Consider the following 21589-nt stretch of genomic DNA (forward strand, 5'->3'; position numbering starts at 1 on the left):
GCTAAAAATATCCCGGGGGATTCGCCCTTTGGGCGACGGGGGCAGCGCCCCCTATTCCACGATCTCCGCCGTCTCAACGACCGCGTGCAGCAAAACATCAGCCCCGGCAGCCGCCCAATCCTTGCTGATCTCTTCAGCCTCGTTGTGGCTCAGGCCATCTACGCAGGGGCACATCACCATCGCGGTCGGCGCGACCCGGTTGATCCAGCAGGCATCGTGCCCGGCCCCCGAAATGATATCCGTATGGGAATACCCCAGCCGCTCTGCCGCGTCGCGCACGGCGGCGACACAATCCTCATCGAATTTGACCGGATCGAATCCACCGACCTTTTCGAATTCAATCTGCAGGCCCATTTCGTTCACGATATCCTCAGCCGCCACACGAAGGCGATTTTCCATATCAGTGATCACATCCAATTCGGGCGAGCGGAAATCGACCGTGAACACCACCTTGCCCGGAATCACATTGCGTGAGTTCGGATACACATCAATATGCCCCGCTGCCCCAACCGCATGCGGCGCATGTGACCACGCAATCTCATCCACTTTTTCAAGAATACGCGCCATCGCCAGACCCGCATTCTTGCGCATCGGCATCGGGGTCGAGCCGGTATGGGCATCCTTGCCGGTCACCGTGATCTGGGTCCAACTTAGCCCCTGACCGTGGGTGACGACGCCGATGTCCTTACTCTCGGCCTCCAGTATCGGCCCTTGTTCGATATGCAATTCAAAGAAGGCATGCATCTTGCGTGCGCCGACCTCTTCCTCGCCGCGCCAGCCGATGCGCTGCAATTCATCGCCGAATTTTTTGCCCTCGGCATCCTCGCGGTCATAGGCCCAATCCTGCGTGTGCATCCCGGCAAACACGCCCGAAGACAACATCGCAGGGGCGTAGCGCGTGCCCTCTTCATTCGTCCAGTTGGTCGCCACGATCGGATGTTTGGTTTTGATTCCCAAATCGTTCAGCGTGCGGATGATCTCCAAACCGCCAAGCACCCCTAGAACCCCGTCGTATTTCCCGCCGGTCGGCTGTGTATCCAGATGAGAGCCGACATAGACCGGCAACGCGTCCGGGTCCGTGCCCTCACGCCGTGCGAACATGTTGCCCATCTGATCCAAACCCATGGAACAGCCTGCATCCTCGCACCAGCTTTGGAACAGCGCGCGCCCTTCGGCGTCTTCATCGGTCAGCGTCTGTCGATTGTTGCCGCCCGCAACGCCGGGGCCGATCTTGGCCATCTCCATCAGGCTGTCCCACAACCTGTCGCCATTGATCCTGAGATTCTGCGCCGGAGCTGCCATAGTCTTCTTCCCTGTTGCTTGCGAGTTTGCTCGCTTTTGGTGTCTTGATTTGACCAACTGGTCAAACTCACGCTATCACGGGTTCGACATCAGTCAAGAAATTGCGCGCCATCGCTGGAGTTTTCAGCAAAATCCCCTATGAACTGGCGCAAAAACAGACACGTTGGATACATGCCGAAAGACCGCGCACCCACCAGAATACAAAAGAAAAATCGCGCTGCGATTCTGGAAGCCGCGCTCGAGGTCTTTTCGACCCACGGGTTTCGCGGGGCAACCGTGGATCAGATTGCATCCGCTGCCGGGCTGAGCAAACCAAACCTGCTCTATTACTACCGCAGCAAAGACGCGATTTATGCCGCCCTGCTCGAGCGTCTTCTGGACACTTGGCTAGACCCGATGCGTGCTATCGATCCCGATGGCGATCCTCTGAGCGAGCTGTTGGGATATATCCACCGCAAACTGGAAATGAGCCGCGACTACCCGCGTGAAAGCCGCCTGTTTGCCAATGAAATCATTCGCGGCGCTCCACATATCTATGACGTGCTGTCCACAGATCTGAAAGCGCTGGTCGATGAAACCTCGACCCTGATCCGCCGCTGGATGGCCGAGGGGCATATCGCCGAAGTGAACCCCTATCACCTGATCTTCTCGATCTGGTCTTTGACCCAGCACTACGCAGATTTCGACGTTCAGATCCGCGCCGTTCTTGGCTCGGATGAAGCCGATCCCTACCCCGACGCGAAAATCTACCTTGATCAGGTGTTCACGCGCCTTCTGACGAGGTAACCGCTATTTCGCAGGTTTCAGCGCCAGAATACGACGCAAAAGCACGATCACCATGGCGATCAGAATGGTCAGGTCGCCCATGGTTTTGACCGTATTGATCTTGGGCACCTTGCCGGCATCCTTGACGATCGCGGTATACATTTTCGGCTGCTGCACCCCAGCCATGTGATCCTTGGCCGAGGCCTTAACGTAGGCGTCAAAATTCTGTAGCGCCTTAACTTTTTTGACCACCTGCCCAAGGAAGCGTTGGTCCAGCTGACGCTCTTCCTTCAACTTGGCCATCATCTCTTCGAGAGAGCGTTTCAGTTTCTCAAGACTGTCAACGTCACGTTTGATCTGCTTCTGATGCTGAAGAAAATTCTTGGCGGCCATCGCGTCACGTTGCTTGGCCTTGGAGAGGGCGACGTTCTTTTTGGACGTATCACGGTCAAGCTTGGTGACCTTGTTGCCGCCCTTGTTCCGGCCCGGTGGTGCCGCTGGCATGACATTCTCCTTTGATCCTGTCTGTCAGCGGCAGTGTAGCACCGAACCGGCTTTTTAGGGATGAAGGTTTCCCTTACTCCGCCGCTTTCGCCATCGGATTGTTCGGATGCGAGGTCCAATTGGCATAGTCCGGCTGCACAGTTTTGCCTGTGCGCGGATCGACCTCACCTGCTGCCATCGGCTCCATCGTGATGCAGCCTTCGATCGGGCAGACATCGACGCAGAGGTTACAGGCGACGCATTCGTCATCCATCACCTCGAACACCCGATCATCAGACATCGAGATCGCCTGATGGCTGGTATCTTCACAAGCCGCATAGCACCGACCGCATTTGATGCACTGATCCTGGTCAATCTTGGCCTTGGCGACATAGTTCAGGTTCAGATACTGCCAGTCGGTGACATTGGGCACCGCACGACCAATGACTTGATCGACGCTGGTATAGCCCTTCTCATCCATCCATTCGGAAAGACCCGCCGTCAGTTCATCAATGATCTTGAACCCGTAGGTCATCGCAGCGGTACACACCTGCACATTGCCACAACCCAGCGAGATAAACTCGGCCGCGTCACGCCAGGTGGTCACGCCACCAATGCCGGAGATGGGCATACCATGAGTGGCCTCAGCCCGCGCGATTTCGGACACCATCGACAGGGCAATTGGCTTGACCGCCGGGCCGCAATAGCCGCCATGGCTGCCTTTGCCATCAATCGAGGGCTCGGGGCTGAACGTGTCCAGATTGACGCTGGTGATCGAGTTGATCGTGTTGATCAGCGACACCGCATCTGCGCCACCATTCCGCGCTGCCTCCGCAGGTTTGCGGATATCGGTGATATTCGGCGTCAGCTTCACGATGACCGGGCGGTCATAGTATGTCTTGCACCAACGGGTCACCATTTCGATATATTCCGGCACCTGCCCCACGGCAGACCCCATGCCCCTCTCGCTCATGCCATGCGGGCAGCCGAAGTTCAGCTCAATCCCGTCCGCGCCTGTCTCGGCGACGCGCGGCAGGATGGCTTTCCACGCCTCCTCCTCGCAGGGCACCATGATCGAGGCGATCAGTGCGCGATCCGGGTAGTCCGCCTTGACCCGCGCCATTTCCTCAAGGTTCACCTCTAGGGGGCGGTCGGTGATCAGCTCGATGTTGTTCAGACCCAGCAGCCGCCGATCCGCACCATAGATCGCCCCATAGCGCGGCCCGTTCACGTTCACGACCGGAGGGCCTTCAGCCCCCAGTGTTTTCCAGACAACGCCGCCCCATCCGGCCTCGAACGCGCGGCGGACGTTGTATTCCTTGTCCGTTGGCGGCGCAGAGGCCAGCCAATAGGGATTGGGGCTTGAGATGCCCAGAAAGTTTGTCGTCAGATCGGCCATGGCTTCTCCCTTCCCGGCTCAGCCGGTTTTTTTGAATATCATTTCAGTCGGGCGAATGCGCCCGGCCTTTAGGTTTGTTACGTAGTTTTGGAACTTCTCAGGTGCCGTCTCGCCCATCATCAGGTGGATGCCCAACGCGGGCGGGCCGCTTTCGGCCATACGCGCGAAGGCTTCCTCGAAGAACGCAAGTGCGAATTCGGTACGGTCCGTCTCACTCTCCAGTTCCAGGCCCGCAGCACTTGCGGCATCGTTGTAGACATTGGGCGCGTGGACGAAGGAAGTCTCGGCCACGGTGGACCATGGCAGAGGAAACGCCAACGGCTCATCCGTCTCACCGCCCATCACGTCGAACAAGGCAAAAGTACCGCCTGTCGCCAAAGCCCGAGAGACTTCGGCGAACAATCCCGCCTTGTCTTCGATGTTCATGCCAACATGGAACATCACGGCCAGATCGAACCCAGCATCGGGAACCGGCATGTCTAGCGCACTGCCGACCAGAAACTCCGACTTTTCGGAATGACCAACAAGATCGCTGAGCGTCTTGGCCGTTTCAACAAACTCAGGCGTCAGGTCGACCCCAGTGACCGTCGAGTCATAGCGATCCACGATATAGCGCGATGTTCCGCCGATACCGCAGCCAACGTCCAGCACACGCGTTGCGTGGGTGGGCGAGAGCTGGGCGAACAGGTTGTCTGTCGCCTTCACACCACCCGTATGAAACTCGTCCCCAGCCTTGAGGTCGGCAACGGTGGCTGCATCCGGGTCAATACCACTGGCCTCAAGCGCCGCACGGACGCGTTCGGTCAGGGCACCGGTTGTGTAATGTTGAGCAACAGCTTGTTCGATCTGGGACATGTCGATACCTCAGCAGCAATAAAAATGGGGTGAATGCCCCATCTTATCACGAAACGAGCGTTGCGTGGATGTCCATCGCCGCATCACGGCCTTCGGCCACGGCTGTTACGGTCAGATCCTCACCGCCAGCAGCGCAGTCTCCGCCTGCCCAGACACCGTCCAGAGAGGTTCGCCCTGCCCCGGTGACGGCGATCTTGTTACCGTCCAGCGCCAGTCCTTCGGGCGCGCCTTCTAAGGTCTGACCGATGGCCTTGAGGACCTGATCAGCAGGAAGCCGGATCATCTCACCCGTCCCTTCAAGCCTGCCGTCCCGAGTGGTCGTGTATTCCAGCTCGATATCGACCGCAGAGCCATTGCCGTAGACGGCGACCGGCTGCACATTCGTCAGGATCCGCACGCCGTGCGAGGCGGCGAGGTCCTGTTCGTACCGGCTGGCACCCATCGCATCGCGCCCTCGGCGATAGGCGATAGTGACGTGCTCGGCACCCAGCAGTTTTGATTTCACGGCAGCGTCCACCGCTGTCATGCCTCCACCGATCACGACCACATTCCGCCCGACTGGCAAGTGGGCCAGATCTTCGGCCTGACGCACATCCGAAATGAAATCTACAGCAGCCCGCACACCGTCCTTTTCGGTGCCTTGCGCACGCAGCGCATTCACACCCGCCAGACCGATCGACAAGAACACGGCATCATAGTTATCGACCAACCCGTCCAGCGAAATCGTATCTCCCAGAACCGAGCCCGTCTCGATCGCAATGCCACCGATTTTCAGAAGCCAGTCCACTTCGGCCTGAGCAAAGTCATTGGTCGATTTGTAAGCTGCAATCCCGTATTCGTTCAGACCGCCGGGTTTCGGCTTGGACTCGTGAATAACCACGTCATGCCCCAGCATGGCCAGACGGTGCGCACAGGCAAGACCAGCTGGCCCTGCCCCAATCACGGCAACCGTTTTGCCCGTAGGCGCGGCGCGTTCGAAGGGGTGATCGCCCGCTTCCATAACGGTGTCAGTCGAATAGCGCTGCAAGCGACCGATCTCGACCGGTTTGCCTTCGGCGGCTTCGCGAACGCAAGCTTCCTCGCACAAAGTCTCGGTCGGACAAACGCGGGCACACATGCCACCTAGAATGTTTTGCTCGAGAATCGTGCGACCGGCTGCTTGCGGCTGACCGGCCTGGATCTGGCGAATGAACAACGGAATATCGATATCCGTCGGACAGGCCGTCACACACGGCGCGTCATAGCAGAAATAACAGCGATCTGCCGCTACGGCGGCCTCATGCGGGGCCAAAGGCGGATGCAGATCGGTGAAATTCGAGGTCAGCTCATCGCTGGAAAGCCGCCCTGGGACAATCCCGGGTGCCATCTGGCCCTGTGCCATCACTCTACTCCCTGTAGATATGTTTGTTGTGAGGATCAGCTTGCCACATTCTGATTTTTTATCAATTGGTAAATTTTATCATTCGGTCAAAAAATGAAAAAACCGGGCTTTTGACCCGGATTTCCGCGATTTTGCCCAAAATTGATGCGGGTTCAGGTCAGATCATGCCCGTCAAATGCCCGGATTCCATCCAAACCCGCGCACCATCCGGCCCCGCAACGGCCTTTGACTGCGATCCGGGCGGCAGGCGTAGCCAGTCCCACGCGGCGAATGATTCACCGCCTTCATCAAAGCTGCCGGTGATGACAAACACCTCAAGCCCACCTTCTGCGCTCAGATCAATAGACTCTCCGGCGGCCCATTGCACGATGCGCACATCCTCATGCTCATCCTTGAACAGGCGCAGATCGCCCTGACCGTTGATCGAGCGTTTGACCTCCGTCCGGTCGGAGGGATCGAATTGATGCAGCTTGACCAGAATGGTCGCCCCATCCGCCGCCGATGGGGTATGGGATGAGGTCGGAGGGTTGCGGACATAGCTGCCCACCGGAAAATCTCCGGTTTCGTCCTGAAAGACGCCATCCAGAACTAGATACTCCTCACCGCCGTCATGGGTGTGGGCCGCGAAGGCGCTGCCGGGGGCAAAACGCACGATCGTGGTGGCGCGGGCGACTTCCTCACCGATCCGGTCCAGCATCTTGCGCTCGACCCCTGCCGCTAGCGATTGCACCCACTCGGTCTGATCAAAATGCACCGCGGCGCGTTTGGTGAAATCCGCGTTGATCCTCATGGCGGCCTCCTGCTTTGAGTCTCATGCTCGAAATGGGATGAAGAACGCGAAAATCAATCCAACAGTTTTGACGCCCTCTGCGGCTTGCTGTAATCCCAAAGCAAACGGGCGACAGGAACAGGCACGAATGGCTTCGCAGAAATTCAACATCGTCGTCATCGGGCAGAACAATCGCCTGCAATATGAGGCCCTTCTGTTCGCCGCCTCGCTACGCCACTGTTCCCCCGGTTTTGACGGCAAGCTTTATGTCGCCACGCCAAACCCCGGCCCCCGTTGGAGCCAGAACCCCAGCATCCAGAACGAGGATGTGCGCAAGGCGCTGTCTCAGCTGGACGCTGAGATCCTGCCCTTCGACAACCATGTGTTCGGCGAAAGCTATCCGCATGGCAACAAGATCGAGGCCCTGCTGGCCCTGCCCGAGGGGGAACCTTTTGTCTTCTTCGACAGCGATACGCTGATCACCGGCGACCTGACCTCGGTCCCGTTTGATTTCGACCGCCCCGGCGCCTCGCTCAAAGTCGACGGGACTTGGCCGAAACCCACCCTCTACGGTCCCGGGTTCGAGAGGATTTGGAGCGCGCTCTATCACCGCTTTGGTCTGGATTTCGACAGCTCGATTGATAACAGCCAGCCCAAGGAACACTGGAAGCGGTTTCTGTATTTCAACGCAGGCTATTTCTTCCATAAATGCCCGCGCCAATTCGGCGAGCGGTTTTTGGACTACGCCAAGACCATTCGCGACGAAGATATCCCCGAACTGACCGGACAGAACCTTGATCCCTGGCTGGATCAAGCCGCCCTTCCTTTGGTGATCCATTCCTTCGGCGGCGGGCGCGATGCCTTGCCGGGCGGGCTTCTCGATGGGTCGGTCAGTTGTCACTACCGGCTGTTTCCGTTGCTTTACGCCCGAGAGAATGACCGCGTGATTGAGGTGCTCGAGACCGTCTCGGCCCCCAACAAGGTCAAGAAGGTGCTCAAGGCCTATGACCCGATGAAGAGGCTGATTTTTCAAGGCAAAGGCCACAAAATCCGCGAGATGTTCGACCAGAACGCCCTGCCCGGGCGCGAACAGGCGATCCGCAAAGCGATCAAGGCCAAAGGTCTCTGGCTGCGCTGACAGGATCGCCCAGAGGATCGTTGTGCAAGGGCCTGCAATAGCCTACAGATTCGCCAACGCACATTCCAACAGGAGATTTTAACGATGTCTGACGGCCCTACATACGGTTTCGACACTCTGCAGATACACGCGGGCGCACGCCCCGATCCCGCAACCGGCGCGCGCCAGACTCCGATCTATCAATCGACGGCTTACGTCTTTCGCGATGCGGACCACGCGGCGGCGCTGTTTAACCTACAGGAAGTGGGCTTTATTTATTCGCGCCTGACCAACCCAACCGTCGCCGTCCTGCAGGAACGTGTCGCGACGCTTGAGGGCGGAGTGGGTGCGGTGTGCTGTTCCTCGGGCCACGCGGCGCAGATCATGGCGCTGTTCCCGCTTATGGGGCCTGGTTGCAACGTGGTCGCATCGACCCGCCTGTATGGCGGCACGGTCACGCAGTTCAGCCAGACGATTAAGCGCTTCGGCTGGTCGGCAAAATTTGTCGACACTGATGATCTGGAGGCCGTGAAAGCCGCCATCGACGAAAACACCCGCGCGGTATTCTGCGAATCCATCGCCAACCCCGGCGGCTATGTCACCGATATTCGGTCGCTGGCGGATGTCGCGGACGGCGCAGGCATTCCGCTGATCGTCGACAACACTTCGGCCACGCCCTACCTGTGCCGCCCGATTGAACACGGCGCGACTCTGGTCGTACATTCGACCACCAAATACCTGACCGGCAATGGCACCGTCACCGGCGGCTGCATCGTGGACTCGGGCAAGTTCGACTGGTCGGCGAATGACAAATTCCCCTCCCTCAGCCAGCCCGAGCAGGCCTATCACGGGCTGAAATTCCATGAGACCTTCGGCCCGCTGGCCTTCACCTTCCACGGCATCGCAATTGGCCTGCGCGATCTGGGAATGACCATGAACCCGCAAGCGGCGCACTACACGCTGATGGGGATCGAGACGCTGTCGCTGCGGATGGAGCGCCACGTCGAAAACGCCCAGAAGATCGCCGCCTGGCTCGAGGCGGATGACCGGGTCGACTATGTGACGTATGCGGGCCTGCCCTCGTCGCCCTATTATGACCGGGTCAAGGCGCAGTATTCGCGCGGTGCCGGTGCGCTGTTCACCTTTGCGGTCAAGGGTGGTTATGACGCATGCATCAAACTGGTGAACGCATTGGAGATCTTCAGCCACGTTGCCAACCTCGGCGATGCGCGTTCGCTGATCATCCACTCGGCCTCGACCACGCACCGCCAGTTGACCCCCGAACAGCAAGAGGCTGCAGGCGCGGGCCCCAACGTAGTGCGTGTGTCGATCGGTATCGAGGATGCCAACGACCTGATCGCCGATCTGGATCAGGCTTTGGCCAAAGCCAGCGCATGAAGCCATGAGCGGACACGACACCAACGCACTGGGTCAACCCATCGGACGGCCGGTCACGGGCGACTTCCCGCGCCCCACGCCGCCTTATACCCCGATGGAGGGCCAGTATTGCTCGGTTGTGCCGCTTGATGTGAATAGACATGCGCCCGGATTGTTCCGGGCGTTTGCCAATGATGCCGATCACCGCAATTGGACCTACCTGCCCTACGGGCCGTTTGGCTCTGAGCAGGAGTTTGAAACTTGGGCACGCGCAAACTGCATGGACGCCGACCCGATGTTTCACACGGTACTGGATGCCAACGACGTTCCCGTTGGCATGGCGTCATACCTCAGGATCGAACCGGCCGCTGGCGTGATCGAGGTCGGGCATATCCACTTCTCGCCCCTGCTGCAGCGCAAGCCACAATCGACCGAGGTCATGTATCTGATGATGCGCCGTGTGTTCGATGAGCTGGGCTACCGTCGCTATGAATGGAAATGCGACGCGCTGAATGCCCCCTCTTGCAGTGCGGCCCAAAGGTTGGGCTTCACCTATGAGGGCACGTTCCGCCAAGCGACCCACTACAAGGGCCGCAATCGCGATACGGCCTGGTATTCGATCCTCGACAGCGAATGGCCACGTATTCGAGATGCGTTTGAGGACTGGTTGTCCCCGGAGAATTTTGACGAAGCGGGCCAGCAACGAAAACCGCTGATGGCCCGCGCAAGTGCGTGAGCCTATTCTGAAATCTCGAACTCCATCGAGACACTGACAGAAACCGAGATCTCTCCGCCAGCCACAGGCACTCCGCCCGTGTCGGCCATGGCCATCGTTCGCATCTCTGCCATCGGGCGCACACCGCCCCCACGTTCCGAGATTGTCTGAACTGGCCCCAACGCGACATTGGCAGCCTGGGCAAGTTGCTCGGCCTTTGCGGTTGCTTCGCTCACAGCTTTTGCACGGGCCTGAACCTCAATCGGTTCAGGGTCTTGCAGACCAAAGCTCAACCCGCTGAAATCGTTGGCCCCGTCCTGAATGACCGCATCCATGACCTCACCCAGTTGCGTCAGATCACGCACCCGCACAAACACCCGGTTCGAGGCGACGAATCCGGTGATCTCAGGTGGTTCCCCATTTTGCTGATTCCGATTCGACCAGATGGGCGACAAAGACAGGTCGCGGGTCTGCAAATCCCGCTCTTCGATGCCCATATCAGCCAACCGCGCTAGCACCTGCGCAACAGCGTCTGAGGTGGCTTTCATGGCCTCTGAGGCCTCGGGGTTTTGATGTGTCACACCTAGGGTGATCGTCGCCATATCGGGGGCAACCTGAACGGTTCCGGTGGCATCCACGTTGATGCGACGTTCTTCCGCATGTGCCAGCCCGGCGGTGGTTGCGGCCATCATCGCGGCCAGAAAAGCGAATGTCTTCAAGGTGATCCCTCCAACTTACTCTGTCTCAACATGGGTCCGAGGGGCATACACGCACAAGGGGAAGTCCCGGCTTTTTCTTTCCCTCGGCGGGTTCCTGCTTTAGTATCACCCTGCGAATACAAAGGTATTTGCGTTGATATGGTTAACTGTGGTTCCTCCGGATTATGAAACCCGCTTTTGCGCTGACCTTTTCTGCGACCGGAATTTCCCTTCAACACCATTCGGATGGTGAATGGTACGACATTGGCGAAGTGCCTTTGTCGGCCCCGGATCTGAGTGATCAGATCAAAGCCCTGCACGACAAAGCGTTTGCACTGGAAAACGACCTGAGCTGCAAACTGGTGCTGCCCGCAGATCAGGTGCGGTATCTCGCCCTGTCCACCGAGGACCAAAGCGATGATCAGATCGCGTCCGAGGTTCAAGCCGCAGTCGCCGAGGCAACTCCGTATGAATTGGCCGATCTGTCCTACGACAGCGCAACCGAGGGGTCGACCACCTTTGTCGCCGCCGTCGCGCGCGAGACACTGGATGAAGCGCAGGCCTTTGCCGCGCAGCACGGGTTTTTACCCGTCACCTATAGTGCGGCCACGACTGAGGCCGAATTCCCGCGCGAGCCTGTATTTGAAATGACCAGCGAACCGCAGGTCGCTGCGCCTTCACCCGAGCCCGAGCTAGAAAGACCCACGGTTCACGCCATAGCGGATGACGCGGCGCCTACGGCGTTCCGCTCTCCCGAACCTGCTACGACCGCAATCTCGTTGCCTCCCGCATCGAACAAGGGACAACGTTGGGCGTTTCCTGCGATTGCCGCGCTGATCTGCGTCGGGGTTGGTGTTTGGGCGTGGTCTCTAATCGGGGCAGAACCAGACAACGACACATCCACCGAAAATGACACGGCCGAACTGTCTGCACCGCAGTCTCAGGACACCTCACTGCCTGAGACCGGTCCAGAGCCTGAAACCGAAATAGCGGCGGCACCGGCAGCGGAAGAAAAACCAGAACCTGAAACCCAGCCAGAACCTGAAGCACAGCCAGAATTGTCCCCGACAGATGCGGCCATTCTCGAAGCGCTGAAAGTCGCGCCGACGCCTGTGGAACAGATTGCACAGGACCCCGAAGCACAAAGCGACATCGAAGAGGTCGCGGGCACCCTAGTGGAGGCCCCCGAAGCGCCGCTTACCCCGGCATTGATTTCCGAGGATGACCTCTACCTCGCGTCTATTCACAACCCGGATCTGTCCAGCGACGCGATTGCCCTGCCCGATCAAGGCAGTTTCGACACGGATGCCGCCTTTGAACGCATCCCCGGCTCCGCAATAGCAGGCGCACAATACGAACTGGACGAACGCGGGCTGGTCGTACCGACCGCAGAAGGTGCACTGTCGCCCGAAGGTATCGTGGTTTATCAGGGGCGCCCATCCAAGGTCCCGCCTGAAGTACCGGTGCGGTTCGAAAAAGAACCCGTGGTCGATGAGGTCAACCAAAGGTTGGCCGAACTCCGACCCCGGCCCCGCCCTGGCAATCTGGTCGAGAATTTCGAACGCACGCAATTGGGTGGGCGCAGCCTTGAAGAGCTTGCGGTCGTGCGACCCAAATTGCGGCCCGAAAGCCTACAGGTACAGCCCGAGGTCGACGACACACCCACTGCATTGGCGGTTGTTCGCGTCCCTCGCCCCAAACTACGGCCCGCACGAGCTGTGGCCTCGGCCAGCACTAGCGGATCAAATCTGGGATCAACCGCAGCAGTCGCGTCCAGCAATGACGAGGCCGGGTCCTTCCAGCCGAAATCCGTGGCCCCCAAAATCCCGACAACGGCCTCGGTCGCACGACAGGCCACAATCGACAATGCTCTGAACCTGCGCAAGCTGAACCTGATCGGCGTTTATGGCACACCTGCAAATCGCCGTGCCCTCGTCCGGCTTCCGAGTGGTCGGTACAAAAAGCTCAAGATCGGAGACCGGATTGACGGCGGCAAGGTCATCGCCATCAGCGACAGCGAATTGCGGTATGAGAAGAAGGGCCGCAACCTGACTTTGAAAATGCCGCGTGGCTGAGGACGACCCGTATTTTCAAACTGTCAAAGCTGGGTACGAGCACGCTGCCCAACAGTTGATCCCGGCCTATGACAGCCTTTCTCCTACCGATGTCCTGCGCCCCGTTTTGGATCACTTGCCGGATACCGGGGCGAGCGTTCTGGACGTAGGCGCGGGCACTGGAAGGGTAGCGCGATGGCTGGCCAAACGAAGCTGCGACGTGACGGCGATCGAGCCAGTCGATGCATTTCGAAACTACGCAATGCGCGGTAACGGCGCGCAATCCATTAAATGGCTTGATGCTTGTCTGCCTAGACTAAGCGCTCTGCCAGATGGCGTCGCGTTCGACACCATTTTGGTCATGGGAGTCCTGCATCACCTGCCCCCGCGCGACCAACACATGGCGATCCGCGTCCTGGCTAAACGGCTGCGGCCGCAAGGGCGGATGATTTTGTCGCTCAGACATGGCCCCTGCCCGCCTGACCGACCCGGACATGTGATTTCGGACAACGCCATTATTGATCAAGCGGTAAGTTCGGGCCTGCAGGTGCACCACAGGTCCCGAACCGACTCGATACAACCGGCCAACCAGCGCGCCGGTGTGATCTGGACGTGGCTAGTCTTTGGCGCAGCTTATAGCGTTTCGGTTTAAACCTGCGACACGAATACCCTGCCACGCTTTCAGCGTTCGGGGGCACATTCGTGCCACTTGGCGCTTCAGGTAAAATCAAAACGCTTTAGGCCGCCGAAATCTCACCGCTTTCGATCTGTTCGCGTTCGATGGATTCGAACAGGGCCTGGAAGTTACCCTCACCGAACCCGTCATCCCCCTTGCGCTGGATGAATTCGAAAAAGATCGGGCCGATCACGGTTTTTGAGAAGATCTGCAGCAGAATCCGCGTCTCTCCCCCATCCACAACGCCTTCACCGTCGATCAGAATGCCATGCTTCATCATCCGATCCAGCGGCTCATCATGGTCCGTCACCCGGTCTTTGGACATGTCATAATAGGATTGGTTCGGACCCGGCATGAACTTCAACCCGTTCTCGGCAATGGCATCGGTTGAGGCATAGATGTCCTCGCTGCCCACCGCGATATGCTGAATGCCCTCGCCCTTGTACTTTTTCAGGTAAGAGACGATCTGACCCGTCTCACCCCGGTCCTCATTGATCGGGATACGGATGCGGCCGCAGGGCGATGTCAGCGCACGGCTATAAAGGCCGGTAAACTTGCCCTGGATGTCAAAGAACCGGATTTCACGGAAGTTGAACAGGTCGCCATAAAACTTGAACCACTTGTCCATATTGCCCCGGTAGACATTGTGGGTGAGGTGATCGAGATAATAGAACCCCTCGCCGCGCGGTTTGGATTCTTTGATCCACGCGAATTCCTCATTGTAGGGCGAGGTATCGTAATACTGGTCGATGAAGTAGATCAGCGATCCGCCGATCCCCTTGATGGCCGGGACATGCATCGTCTTGTCCGCGCTGTCATACGGCTCCGCCCCTTTTGCGACCGCATGCTCGTAGGCTTTCTGCGCATCCACGACGCGCCAGCCCATCGACGGCGCACAGGGGCCGTGTTCTGCGACGAACTTGTCGGCATAGCTTTCGGGATCAGCGTTCAGGATGTAGGTGACATCGCCCTGCTGCCACAGCTCGACCAGAGGTTTGGTTTTGTGGCGCGCTACCAGGTCAAAGCCCATTTTGGTGAACAGATCACGCAGCTCCTGCGGTTTGGGATGAGCGAACTCGACAAACTCAAACCCGTCGGTACCTGCGGGGTTTTCGGGACTGATGACAGATTTCGGGGCGTTATGCGGGAAAGGACCCATGGCGCGTCTCCTTCGAAAACAGGAATTTCTTTGCTGATTCCAAAATACGCCTTAAGCAGTGCTGTTTCCGCGCATTGTTTTCATGTAAATTATCCAAGTGTGCGCAAACTGCGCATGAATGACCTAAAATTTGAGATCTTGCCGCATATGCTTGATGCAACCGATACACGCCTGCTCTCAGCGCTTCAAAAGGACGCGCATCTGACTGCGCATCAATTGGGTGAGCTGCTGAACCTCTCCCCCAGCCAGGCAGGCCGCCGCCGTCAGCGCCTTGAGGCTGAGGGCTATATCACCGGCTACGCGGCTCGGCTGGATCCGCTGAAACTCGGCTTGCAGGTTCAGGGCTTCGTTCAGGTTCATCTGGGCACTCACGGCCCCGATCAATCCGCCAGCTTTGCCCGGATGGTCAACACCCAGCCCGAGATCACAAGCGCCTGGACGATGACGGGCGAGGCAGACTACCTGCTTCACGTCTATTGTGACGATCTTTCTGCACTCAACAGCTTGCTTCACGAGGTGATCCTGCCGCATCCTGCAGTGGCACGGGTACAAAGCCAGATCGTGATGGACCAACTCAAACGCGACGCACCCCTGCCAACCTGAGCGGGCAATGAGGACATAGATGGACGATTTCCTATATCAGGCTTCTATTTATCTGGCTGCGGCCGTGATTGCTGTGCCCCTGTCGGCGCGGTTGGGCCTTGGGTCGGTTCTCGGATACCTGGCGGCTGGCCTGATCATCGGCCCCGTCCTCGGCCTTGTTGGCGCCGAGACCGAAGAGCTGCAACATGTCGCCGAGTTCGGCGTGGTCATGATGCTGTTCCTCATTGGGCTCGAGTTGGAGCCGCGCGCCCTGTGGGATATGCGCGACAAGCTGTTGGGTCTTGGCGGGCTTCAGGTTCTGTTGTCCACCGCCGTTATTGCCGGTGTCGCGATGTACGCAAACCACCCGTGGTCCGTCGCTCTGGCGGTCGGGTTAACTCTGTGTTTGTCCTCGACCGCGATCGTGCTGCAAACCCTGTCTGAAAAGGGCTTGATGCAAACGAACGGAGGCCGCGCGACGTTCTCAGTTCTGCTGACGCAGGACATTGCCGTCATCCCGATTCTGGCCCTACTGCCGCTGCTCGCGCTGCCTGCCATGCCGCATATTGAGGCGGACGGCTCCATCGACCGCGGCGCGGAGCATCTGCATGAAGCCGGGCATCACAGCCTGTCTTTGGTCGAAGGGCTGCCGGGCTGGGCTGTCACTCTGGTCACCATCGGCGCTATTGCCTTTGTCATTCTGGCGGGCGTCTACCTGACCCGCCCACTGTTCCGGTTCATTCACGCAACCCGCCTGCGCGAGATGTATACCGCGCTGGCGCTGATGATCGTGGTCGGGATTTCGTTCCTGATGACATTGGTGGGCCTATCCCCCGCTCTGGGCGCGTTTCTGGCGGGTGTGGTTTTGGCCAGCTCGGAATTCCGCCATGAAATGGAAAGCGACCTTGAGCCCTTCAAGGGCCTGTTTCTGGGGCTGTTCTTCATTACGGTCGGAGCCGGGATCAACGTTGGCTATTTCTTCAACGACCCGTTTGACCTGATCGGCTTGGCCCTGCTGGTCATCCTCGTCAAAGGCGTCATCCTCTATCTCGTGGGCAAAGCCTTCAAGCTGAAGGGCCGGGACCACTGGCTGTTCACCCTAGGACTGGCCCAGGCAGGTGAGTTCGGCTTTGTCCTTTTGGCGTTTTCGACGCAGCAGAATGTCATCCCGCCGGACCTGTCGCAAAAGATGCTGATGATCATTGCGCTGACGATGCTGATCACTCCGCTTCTGTTCATCATCTACGACCTTCTGTCCCGCAAGATGGCCGACACCAGCGCTGCGCCAGAACCCGATGAGATCGACGAGAAAGGCCCCGTGATCATAGCCGGGATCGGTCGGTTTGGTCAGATCGTCAATCGGTTGGTCCGGGCCAGCGGCTTCAAAACCGTTGTTCTGGACCACGATATCGAGACGATCCAGCTGATGCGCCGGTTTGGCGTCAAAGGCTTCCTAGGCGATCCGACCCGGCCGGAACTGCTGCGCGCTGCGGGGCTTGAGAAAGCCTCGGTGCTTGTCGCTGCGATGGATGATCGAAAGACGGTGACGCGTTTGGTTGGCTACGCCCGCCGCCAGCGCCCCGATCTGCATATCATCGCACGGGCGCATGATCGGACACATGTGTATGAACTGTATCAGGCCGGGGCCAATGACATCGTGCGCGAAATGTTCGACAGCTCTCTGCGCGCGGGCCGCTATGTGCTCGAAAATATCGGGCTGAGCGAGTACGAGGCCGCACAGGCCGAACAGACCTTCTATCACCATGACCGGACGTCCGTACGCGATTTGGCCGAGCTTTGGATTCCCGGTATGCCCACGTCCGAGAATACGAAATACATCGAACGCGCGCAAAAGCTAGAGAAGGATCTGGAAACCGCGTTGCTGGAATTGGCGGAACAGCACGCAAAGGATTCTGCCTGACCGAAGCAATTGCCCGGTCAAGCGCTTGGGTTACCCGTCCGCGACGCCCGCCTCAGCAAAGGTTGCCATGCCCGAGTGGCAGGCAACCGCGCTCTTGAGAATGTTGATCGCAAGCGCACCGCCGGATCCCTCACCCAGACGCAGGCCGAGGCTCAGCAGCGGTTCCTTGCCCAGTTTTGACAGCATCGCTGCATGAGCGCCTTCTGCGCTTTGGTGCCCCGCGATGGTATGATCCAGGGCCGAGGGCGAGATGCGCGCCAGACAGGCTGCGGCAGAGGTACAGATGAAGCCATCCAGAATGACGGGAATGCGCAACATGCGGGCCGCCGCCATCGCTCCGGCCATGGCCGCGATCTCGCGCCCGCCGAGGCAGCGCAGAACCTCCAACCCGTCTTCACTGCCATGCAGCGCCACGCCTTCAGCCACTACGCGGGTCTTGTTTGCAAGGCCCGCATCGTCGACCCCTGTACCGCGACCGGTCCAATCGGCGGCCTCGCCTCCGAACAGGGCGCAGGCAATCGCAGCGGCGGGGGTGGTGTTGCCGATCCCCATCTCGCCGACCACCAGCAGGTCGGACTTCGGGTCCACCGCCTGCCAGCCGGTTTGCAGTGCGCTCAGCAACTCGGCCTCACTCATAGCGGGGCCTTGGGTGAAATCTGCCGTTGGATGATCCAGATCCAGCGCGTGGACGTCCATCTTTGCGCCCGCCGCCTTGGCCAACTGGTTGATCGCCGCGCCGCCATGTTCAAAATTCATAACCATCTGCACGGTCACTTCGGGCGGAAAGGCCGAAACGCCCTGCGCCGTGACTCCATGGTTGCCCGCAAAGACGATGACCTGAGGGCCCGCAACCTGCGGTCGCGCATCCCCACGCCACGCCGCATACCAGATCGCCAGATCCTCAAGCCGCCCCAGCGCACCCGGCGGTTTGGTCAACTGACCATTGCGTTCAGCCGCGCCATCGGCCGCCGCTATGTCCGGCCCCGGAGCGCTGGTCAACGCGTCGCGGAACGTGTTCAAATCATTCAGTTCAGGCAGCATCAAAGCCTCATTGCATCAGAGTGGTCCTGTGTGTTTAACCGAAGCACTGAATCCAACAAGGCCTCGAAAGGCGCAGAAGTGCAAAAAAACGACACCAATCCGGTTTCCGCATGGGATATCCCGCTGGCGCTGGTCCTGTTGACGCGCCTGCCCCTGCCCCGTTTGCCCGAGAGGGTCTTTGCCCGGCAAGCGCAGGCGGTTTGGGCCTTTCCGGTGGTCGGCCTGGTGATTGGTACATTGGCCTGCGTCATTGGGTGGCTGGCGCTGACGTTGTCGGTTCCGCCTTTCGTGTGCGCCGTTTTGCTCGTGGCGACCCTGACCATGACAACCGGCGCAATGCATGAGGACGGGTTGGCCGATACGTTTGATGGCCTATGGGGCGGGTTCACGCCAGAACGCCGGTTGGAGATCATGAAGGACAGCCACATCGGCACATATGGCGTGCTGTCCCTGATTGGTTCGCAGCTGATGCGAGTTGCAGCAGTCGCGGCCCTTTTGTCTGCCGGTGCGTTTCTAGCGATCATTGCCGCTTGTGTGGTGTCACGCGCGTTCATGCCCTTGCTGATGGCTGCATTGCCCAATGCGCGTAAATCCGGTCTCAGCCATTCTGTCGGTGCCCCGTCCGTGGGTCCTGTCGCGGTTTCGATTGCTCTGGCGGGTTTGACGGGACTGTTGCTGATCGGTGCGCAGGTCATTTTGCCCGCCCTATGCGCCGCGCTCGTTGTGGGTGCTCTGGCCCTCGTGGCGAAGGCCAAGATAGGCGGCCAGACCGGAGATATCCTCGGCGCTTCTCAGCAATTGGCCGAAATCACTTTCCTGGTAGCAATAGCAGCGCAGCTTTAGGATACTCCGCCCGTCTCAATCCGCAGAGTGCAGCCGCAATGCTTGCAATGCACCGCGTCGGGATCATGCCGGAACAGCCCGCAGCTGGGGCATTTGTGGCGCACTTTCTGCGGCATGAAAATCGCCTGAGCGAGGCGCACGAACAGAGCAACGCCCACCACCATGATAAACACCGAGAACAGCTTGCCCCAAGGCGTCGACAGGGTGATGTCACCAAATCCTGTCGTCGTCAGGGTCGCCATGGTGAAATACAGCGCGTCTATATAGGGGTTCTTAGCATCTTCGGGGATGAAAAAGACAAGAACGGCTGTCGAAGTTGCAAACACAAAAACCAGCAGATTGATGGCCGCGATGACCGCATCTTCATGCGTGCGGAAAAAGGTACTGTCGCGCCGCAAGTCCCAGAGCAGATGGTACGAATGGATCAGCCGAAGAGCGCGTAGGATACGCAGGAACGCGAGATTGCCGGTCAGAAACGGATCGAGGATCAGCGACACGATCACCACGATATCTGCCAGAGTGTAAATCTTGCGCAAAAGCTTCCAGCGGTCTTTGGCGATCCACATTCTGGCCGAAAAATCCAGCAGGATAATAAAGCCAACCACCCAGCTGATCCCTGTTACCCATGGGCCATGCGGAAAATGCGCGGTGGCGACAAAGAAGATGATCGTGACCACATCGAACAGGATCAACCCATAGCGGAACCAGACCGAAATCGGGGCCTTGCCGATATATAGGAACTTGACCGTCTTCTTCATGCCGACCCGGTATCTGCTTGCATCTACAGAAAAACTAACCGGTTTTCGCCAATCAACCAAGCAACGAAAAAGGCCGCCCCGATGACGGAGCGGCCTTGCTTTTTCTATCGGCGCAACCTTTAGGCAGCAGCCGCACGCGAGGTCAGAACATCATCCACCTGCTTGGCGGCAGAAATCTCTCCGTCTCCGGACACGGCGGCAACCTCACGGGTCAGACGCTCTAGCGCGGCTTCATAGAGCTGACGCTCAGAATAGCTTTGTTCGCGCTGGTCATCGGTGCGGTGCAGGTCGCGGACCACTTCGGCGATCGAGATCAGATCGCCCGAGTTGATCTTCTGTTCGTATTCCTGTGCCCGGCGCGACCACATGGCCCGTTTGACCTTGGCCTTGCCCTTCAGCGTCTTCATCGCCTGGCTGATCACATCCGGCGAGCTGAGCGAACGCAGACCGGATTCGGTCACTTTGTTTGTCGGCACGCGAAGGGTCATCTTGTCTTTCTCAAAAGAGATGACGAACAATTCGAGCGAAAATCCAGCGACGTCCTGCTCTTCGATCGAAATGATCTGACCCACACCATGGGCGGGGTAGACAACATAGTCGTTCGGGCGGAACTCAAGCTTTTTCGACTTCGACATTCAATTCATTCCTTGGTTTTGGACCGGGATGCGAACAACAAAAAACCCACGCTCGGTGCCTATTGTGGCCCCGGCAGGCGGTCTGTTTGTCGCAAATTCAGAACTCCAAAGCGAGCATACTTACGGAGTACATCCCAATCTCAGTCATCATGTAAGGAGAGAGTATATCACAAAAATGAGACACTCAAAAGTTTCCCTAGGGGAATTTTTTTATAAACGGCCTGCAATCAAGGGATTAGTCTTTGAAGACCGCTTTTCTTTGCCATCCAATTGGGGTGCGAATCACTTACCCGCCTTCACCCGGAGCTTCGGAGAAATACTTCTCCATTTTGCCTTCCTCGCCATCACGCTCTTCCGCCTCTGGCAACGGGTCTTTTTTGGTGACAATGACCGGCCACATTTCCGAGTATTTGCGGTTGAACTCGACCCAAGTTTCCATGCCTGGTTCGGTGTCGGGACGGATTGCATCAGCCGGGCATTCTGGTTCACACACGCCGCAGTCGATGCATTCGTCTGGGTGGATAACCAGTGTGTTTTCGCCTTCGTAGAAACAGTCCACAGGGCACACTTCCACACAGTCGGTGTATTTGCAGCCGATGCAGTTTTCGGTAACGACGTAGGTCATGTTCAGAATCCCATTCAGGTTTGGCGTCTAGCTAGTTCAGTCCGGGTTTGGCTTCAAGATGTGGGGCCGTTTGACGTGCGAGAAAGATCAAGCGCGCGCCGTTCTTTCTTGGTTGGACGACCTTTTCCCTCATATGACGGGTTTTTGGGCGGTATGTCCTTCTTTTCCGTCATATCGAAGTACAATGTTTGCGCTTCGGGGGCCGGACCGCGGCGGTCGCCGAGTTTTTCGACGCGAACGACCCGGATGATTTTGCCCTGTGGAAAGGTCAGAACGTCGCCGGGAACCACCGCTTGGGCGGGTTTCAGAACGCGGTTGCCGTTCAGCCTGACATGGCCGCCGCTGACCTGTTTGGCCGACAGGCTACGTGTCTTGAAGAACCGCGCCTGCCAGAGCCATTTGTCGATCCGCAGCTTGGCCTGATCCATGGCGGA

The 21589-nt window shown here is 58.5% G+C and carries 22 protein-coding genes; 9 read left to right on the forward strand and 13 right to left on the reverse strand.

The features are described 5' to 3' along the window. Positions 1-51 precede the first annotated feature (51 nt). Complete coding sequence (locus tag ACP15L_RS04520) at positions 52-1302, reverse strand: Zn-dependent hydrolase (protein WP_425083294.1); 1251 nt, start codon at positions 1300-1302, stop codon at positions 52-54. 171 nt (positions 1303-1473) lie between these two features. Here ACP15L_RS04520 and ACP15L_RS04525 point away from each other — a divergent pair, with 171 nt between their 5' ends. Continuing rightward, positions 1474-2088, forward strand: a complete 615-nt coding sequence (locus ACP15L_RS04525; RefSeq protein ID WP_170551383.1) for a TetR family transcriptional regulator C-terminal domain-containing protein — start codon at positions 1474-1476, stop codon at positions 2086-2088. A gap of 3 nt (positions 2089-2091) precedes the next feature. On the opposite strand, the gene ACP15L_RS04530 is transcribed toward ACP15L_RS04525, so the two are convergent. The 5 genes from ACP15L_RS04530 to ACP15L_RS04550 form a co-directional block, all read right to left on the reverse strand. Continuing rightward, positions 2092-2571, reverse strand: coding sequence for a hypothetical protein (locus ACP15L_RS04530; protein WP_170376543.1), 480 nt, complete (start codon positions 2569-2571; stop codon positions 2092-2094). A gap of 73 nt (positions 2572-2644) precedes the next feature. Further along, positions 2645-3949, reverse strand: coding sequence for an NAD-dependent dihydropyrimidine dehydrogenase subunit PreA (gene preA / locus ACP15L_RS04535; protein WP_425083295.1), 1305 nt, complete (start codon positions 3947-3949; stop codon positions 2645-2647). A gap of 18 nt (positions 3950-3967) precedes the next feature. Next, positions 3968-4804, reverse strand: coding sequence for a class I SAM-dependent methyltransferase (locus ACP15L_RS04540; RefSeq protein WP_425083296.1), 837 nt, complete (start codon positions 4802-4804; stop codon positions 3968-3970). Positions 4805-4850: 46 nt separating this feature from the next. Further along, positions 4851-6185: an NAD(P)-dependent oxidoreductase gene (locus tag ACP15L_RS04545; RefSeq protein WP_425083297.1), complete on the reverse strand. Its 1335-nt coding sequence runs from the start codon at positions 6183-6185 to the stop codon at positions 4851-4853. Positions 6186-6342: 157 nt separating this feature from the next. Continuing rightward, positions 6343-6975: a cupin domain-containing protein gene (locus ACP15L_RS04550; RefSeq protein ID WP_425083298.1), complete on the reverse strand. Its 633-nt coding sequence runs from the start codon at positions 6973-6975 to the stop codon at positions 6343-6345. A 127-nt stretch (positions 6976-7102) separates the two neighbouring features. Between ACP15L_RS04550 and ACP15L_RS04555 the strand changes: the two genes are divergently transcribed. From ACP15L_RS04555 to ACP15L_RS04565, 3 genes are all read left to right on the forward strand, one after another. Further along, entirely contained in the window at positions 7103-8092 is a 990-nt protein-coding gene (locus ACP15L_RS04555; protein WP_425083299.1) for a hypothetical protein, read from the forward strand. Positions 8093-8176: 84 nt separating this feature from the next. Continuing rightward, positions 8177-9469, forward strand: coding sequence for an O-acetylhomoserine aminocarboxypropyltransferase/cysteine synthase family protein (locus ACP15L_RS04560; protein WP_425083300.1), 1293 nt, complete (start codon positions 8177-8179; stop codon positions 9467-9469). A 4-nt stretch (positions 9470-9473) separates the two neighbouring features. Further along, positions 9474-10184 carry a GNAT family N-acetyltransferase gene (locus tag ACP15L_RS04565; RefSeq protein ID WP_425083301.1) on the forward strand — a complete coding sequence of 237 codons (711 nt, stop codon included), beginning with the start codon at positions 9474-9476 and terminating at the stop codon, positions 10182-10184. Between the two features lie 2 nt (positions 10185-10186). On the opposite strand, the gene ACP15L_RS04570 is transcribed toward ACP15L_RS04565, so the two are convergent. Next, on the reverse strand, positions 10187-10882 hold the full coding sequence (locus ACP15L_RS04570) for an SIMPL domain-containing protein (protein WP_425083302.1): 696 nt from the start codon (positions 10880-10882) through the stop codon (positions 10187-10189). A 164-nt stretch (positions 10883-11046) separates the two neighbouring features. Here ACP15L_RS04570 and ACP15L_RS04575 point away from each other — a divergent pair, with 164 nt between their 5' ends. Next, entirely contained in the window at positions 11047-12936 is a 1890-nt protein-coding gene (locus ACP15L_RS04575) for a hypothetical protein (protein WP_425083303.1), read from the forward strand. Beyond that, positions 12929-13567, forward strand: coding sequence for a class I SAM-dependent methyltransferase (locus ACP15L_RS04580; RefSeq protein WP_425083304.1), 639 nt, complete (start codon positions 12929-12931; stop codon positions 13565-13567). Before ACP15L_RS04575 ends, ACP15L_RS04580 begins: the two co-directional genes overlap by 8 nt. Positions 13568-13652: 85 nt before the next feature. On the opposite strand, the gene hppD is transcribed toward ACP15L_RS04580, so the two are convergent. After that, a complete protein-coding gene (gene hppD, locus ACP15L_RS04585; RefSeq protein ID WP_425083305.1) occupies positions 13653-14750 on the reverse strand; it encodes a 4-hydroxyphenylpyruvate dioxygenase in 1098 nt (365 codons plus the stop codon). Positions 14751-14897: 147 nt separating this feature from the next. On the opposite strand from hppD, the gene ACP15L_RS04590 reads away from it, so the two are divergent. Beyond that, positions 14898-15353, forward strand: a complete 456-nt coding sequence (locus ACP15L_RS04590) for an Lrp/AsnC family transcriptional regulator (protein WP_170376867.1) — start codon at positions 14898-14900, stop codon at positions 15351-15353. A gap of 19 nt (positions 15354-15372) precedes the next feature. Continuing rightward, the gene (locus ACP15L_RS04595) at positions 15373-17253 is read left to right on the forward strand and encodes a monovalent cation:proton antiporter-2 (CPA2) family protein (RefSeq protein ID WP_425083306.1); all 1881 of its coding nucleotides are present in this window, start codon (positions 15373-15375) and stop codon (positions 17251-17253) included. Between the two features lie 30 nt (positions 17254-17283). On the opposite strand, the gene cobT is transcribed toward ACP15L_RS04595, so the two are convergent. Beyond that, on the reverse strand, positions 17284-18294 hold the full coding sequence (gene cobT, locus ACP15L_RS04600) for a nicotinate-nucleotide--dimethylbenzimidazole phosphoribosyltransferase (RefSeq protein ID WP_425083307.1): 1011 nt from the start codon (positions 18292-18294) through the stop codon (positions 17284-17286). A 78-nt stretch (positions 18295-18372) separates the two neighbouring features. Here cobT and cobS point away from each other — a divergent pair, with 78 nt between their 5' ends. Continuing rightward, entirely contained in the window at positions 18373-19137 is a 765-nt protein-coding gene (gene cobS / locus ACP15L_RS04605; protein ID WP_425083308.1) for an adenosylcobinamide-GDP ribazoletransferase, read from the forward strand. On the opposite strand, the gene ACP15L_RS04610 is transcribed toward cobS, so the two are convergent. The 4 genes from ACP15L_RS04610 to ACP15L_RS04625 form a co-directional block, all read right to left on the reverse strand. After that, positions 19134-19895, reverse strand: coding sequence for a potassium channel family protein (locus ACP15L_RS04610; protein WP_170469956.1), 762 nt, complete (start codon positions 19893-19895; stop codon positions 19134-19136). The genes cobS and ACP15L_RS04610 overlap by 4 nt on opposite strands. Positions 19896-20014: 119 nt before the next feature. After that, complete coding sequence (locus ACP15L_RS04615; RefSeq protein WP_170376497.1) at positions 20015-20530, reverse strand: CarD family transcriptional regulator; 516 nt, start codon at positions 20528-20530, stop codon at positions 20015-20017. 286 nt (positions 20531-20816) lie between these two features. After that, positions 20817-21155 (reverse strand): ferredoxin FdxA, encoded by a 339-nt coding sequence (gene fdxA / locus ACP15L_RS04620; protein WP_170469959.1) that lies wholly within the window; start codon positions 21153-21155, stop codon positions 20817-20819. A 53-nt stretch (positions 21156-21208) separates the two neighbouring features. Next, positions 21209-21583 carry an RNA-binding S4 domain-containing protein gene (locus tag ACP15L_RS04625; RefSeq protein WP_425083309.1) on the reverse strand — a complete coding sequence of 125 codons (375 nt, stop codon included), beginning with the start codon at positions 21581-21583 and terminating at the stop codon, positions 21209-21211. Between the last annotated feature and the right edge of the window lie 6 nt (positions 21584-21589).

Source organism: Ruegeria profundi (assembly GCF_049800715.1).
Classification (GTDB): Bacteria; Pseudomonadota; Alphaproteobacteria; order Rhodobacterales; family Rhodobacteraceae; genus Ruegeria; species Ruegeria profundi_A.

Coding starts and splice junctions, on each gene's coding strand:
- ACP15L_RS04520 (WP_425083294.1), bottom strand. CDS start 1,302: ATGGCAGCTCCGGCGCAGAATCTCAGGATCAATGGCGACAGGTTGTGG.
- ACP15L_RS04525 (WP_170551383.1), top strand. CDS start 1,474: ATGCCGAAAGACCGCGCACCCACCAGAATACAAAAGAAAAATCGCGCT.
- ACP15L_RS04530 (WP_170376543.1), bottom strand. CDS start 2,571: ATGCCAGCGGCACCACCGGGCCGGAACAAGGGCGGCAACAAGGTCACC.
- preA (WP_425083295.1), bottom strand. CDS start 3,949: ATGGCCGATCTGACGACAAACTTTCTGGGCATCTCAAGCCCCAATCCC.
- ACP15L_RS04540 (WP_425083296.1), bottom strand. CDS start 4,804: ATGTCCCAGATCGAACAAGCTGTTGCTCAACATTACACAACCGGTGCC.
- ACP15L_RS04545 (WP_425083297.1), bottom strand. CDS start 6,185: ATGGCACAGGGCCAGATGGCACCCGGGATTGTCCCAGGGCGGCTTTCC.
- ACP15L_RS04550 (WP_425083298.1), bottom strand. CDS start 6,975: ATGAGGATCAACGCGGATTTCACCAAACGCGCCGCGGTGCATTTTGAT.
- ACP15L_RS04555 (WP_425083299.1), top strand. CDS start 7,103: ATGGCTTCGCAGAAATTCAACATCGTCGTCATCGGGCAGAACAATCGC.
- ACP15L_RS04560 (WP_425083300.1), top strand. CDS start 8,177: ATGTCTGACGGCCCTACATACGGTTTCGACACTCTGCAGATACACGCG.
- ACP15L_RS04565 (WP_425083301.1), top strand. CDS start 9,474: ATGAGCGGACACGACACCAACGCACTGGGTCAACCCATCGGACGGCCG.
- ACP15L_RS04575 (WP_425083303.1), top strand. CDS start 11,047: ATGAAACCCGCTTTTGCGCTGACCTTTTCTGCGACCGGAATTTCCCTT.
- hppD (WP_425083305.1), bottom strand. CDS start 14,750: ATGGGTCCTTTCCCGCATAACGCCCCGAAATCTGTCATCAGTCCCGAA.
- ACP15L_RS04590 (WP_170376867.1), top strand. CDS start 14,898: ATGCTTGATGCAACCGATACACGCCTGCTCTCAGCGCTTCAAAAGGAC.
- ACP15L_RS04595 (WP_425083306.1), top strand. CDS start 15,373: ATGGACGATTTCCTATATCAGGCTTCTATTTATCTGGCTGCGGCCGTG.
- cobT (WP_425083307.1), bottom strand. CDS start 18,294: ATGCTGCCTGAACTGAATGATTTGAACACGTTCCGCGACGCGTTGACC.
- ACP15L_RS04610 (WP_170469956.1), bottom strand. CDS start 19,895: ATGAAGAAGACGGTCAAGTTCCTATATATCGGCAAGGCCCCGATTTCG.
- ACP15L_RS04615 (WP_170376497.1), bottom strand. CDS start 20,530: ATGTCGAAGTCGAAAAAGCTTGAGTTCCGCCCGAACGACTATGTTGTC.
- fdxA (WP_170469959.1), bottom strand. CDS start 21,155: ATGACCTACGTCGTTACCGAAAACTGCATCGGCTGCAAATACACCGAC.
- ACP15L_RS04625 (WP_425083309.1), bottom strand. CDS start 21,583: ATGGATCAGGCCAAGCTGCGGATCGACAAATGGCTCTGGCAGGCGCGG.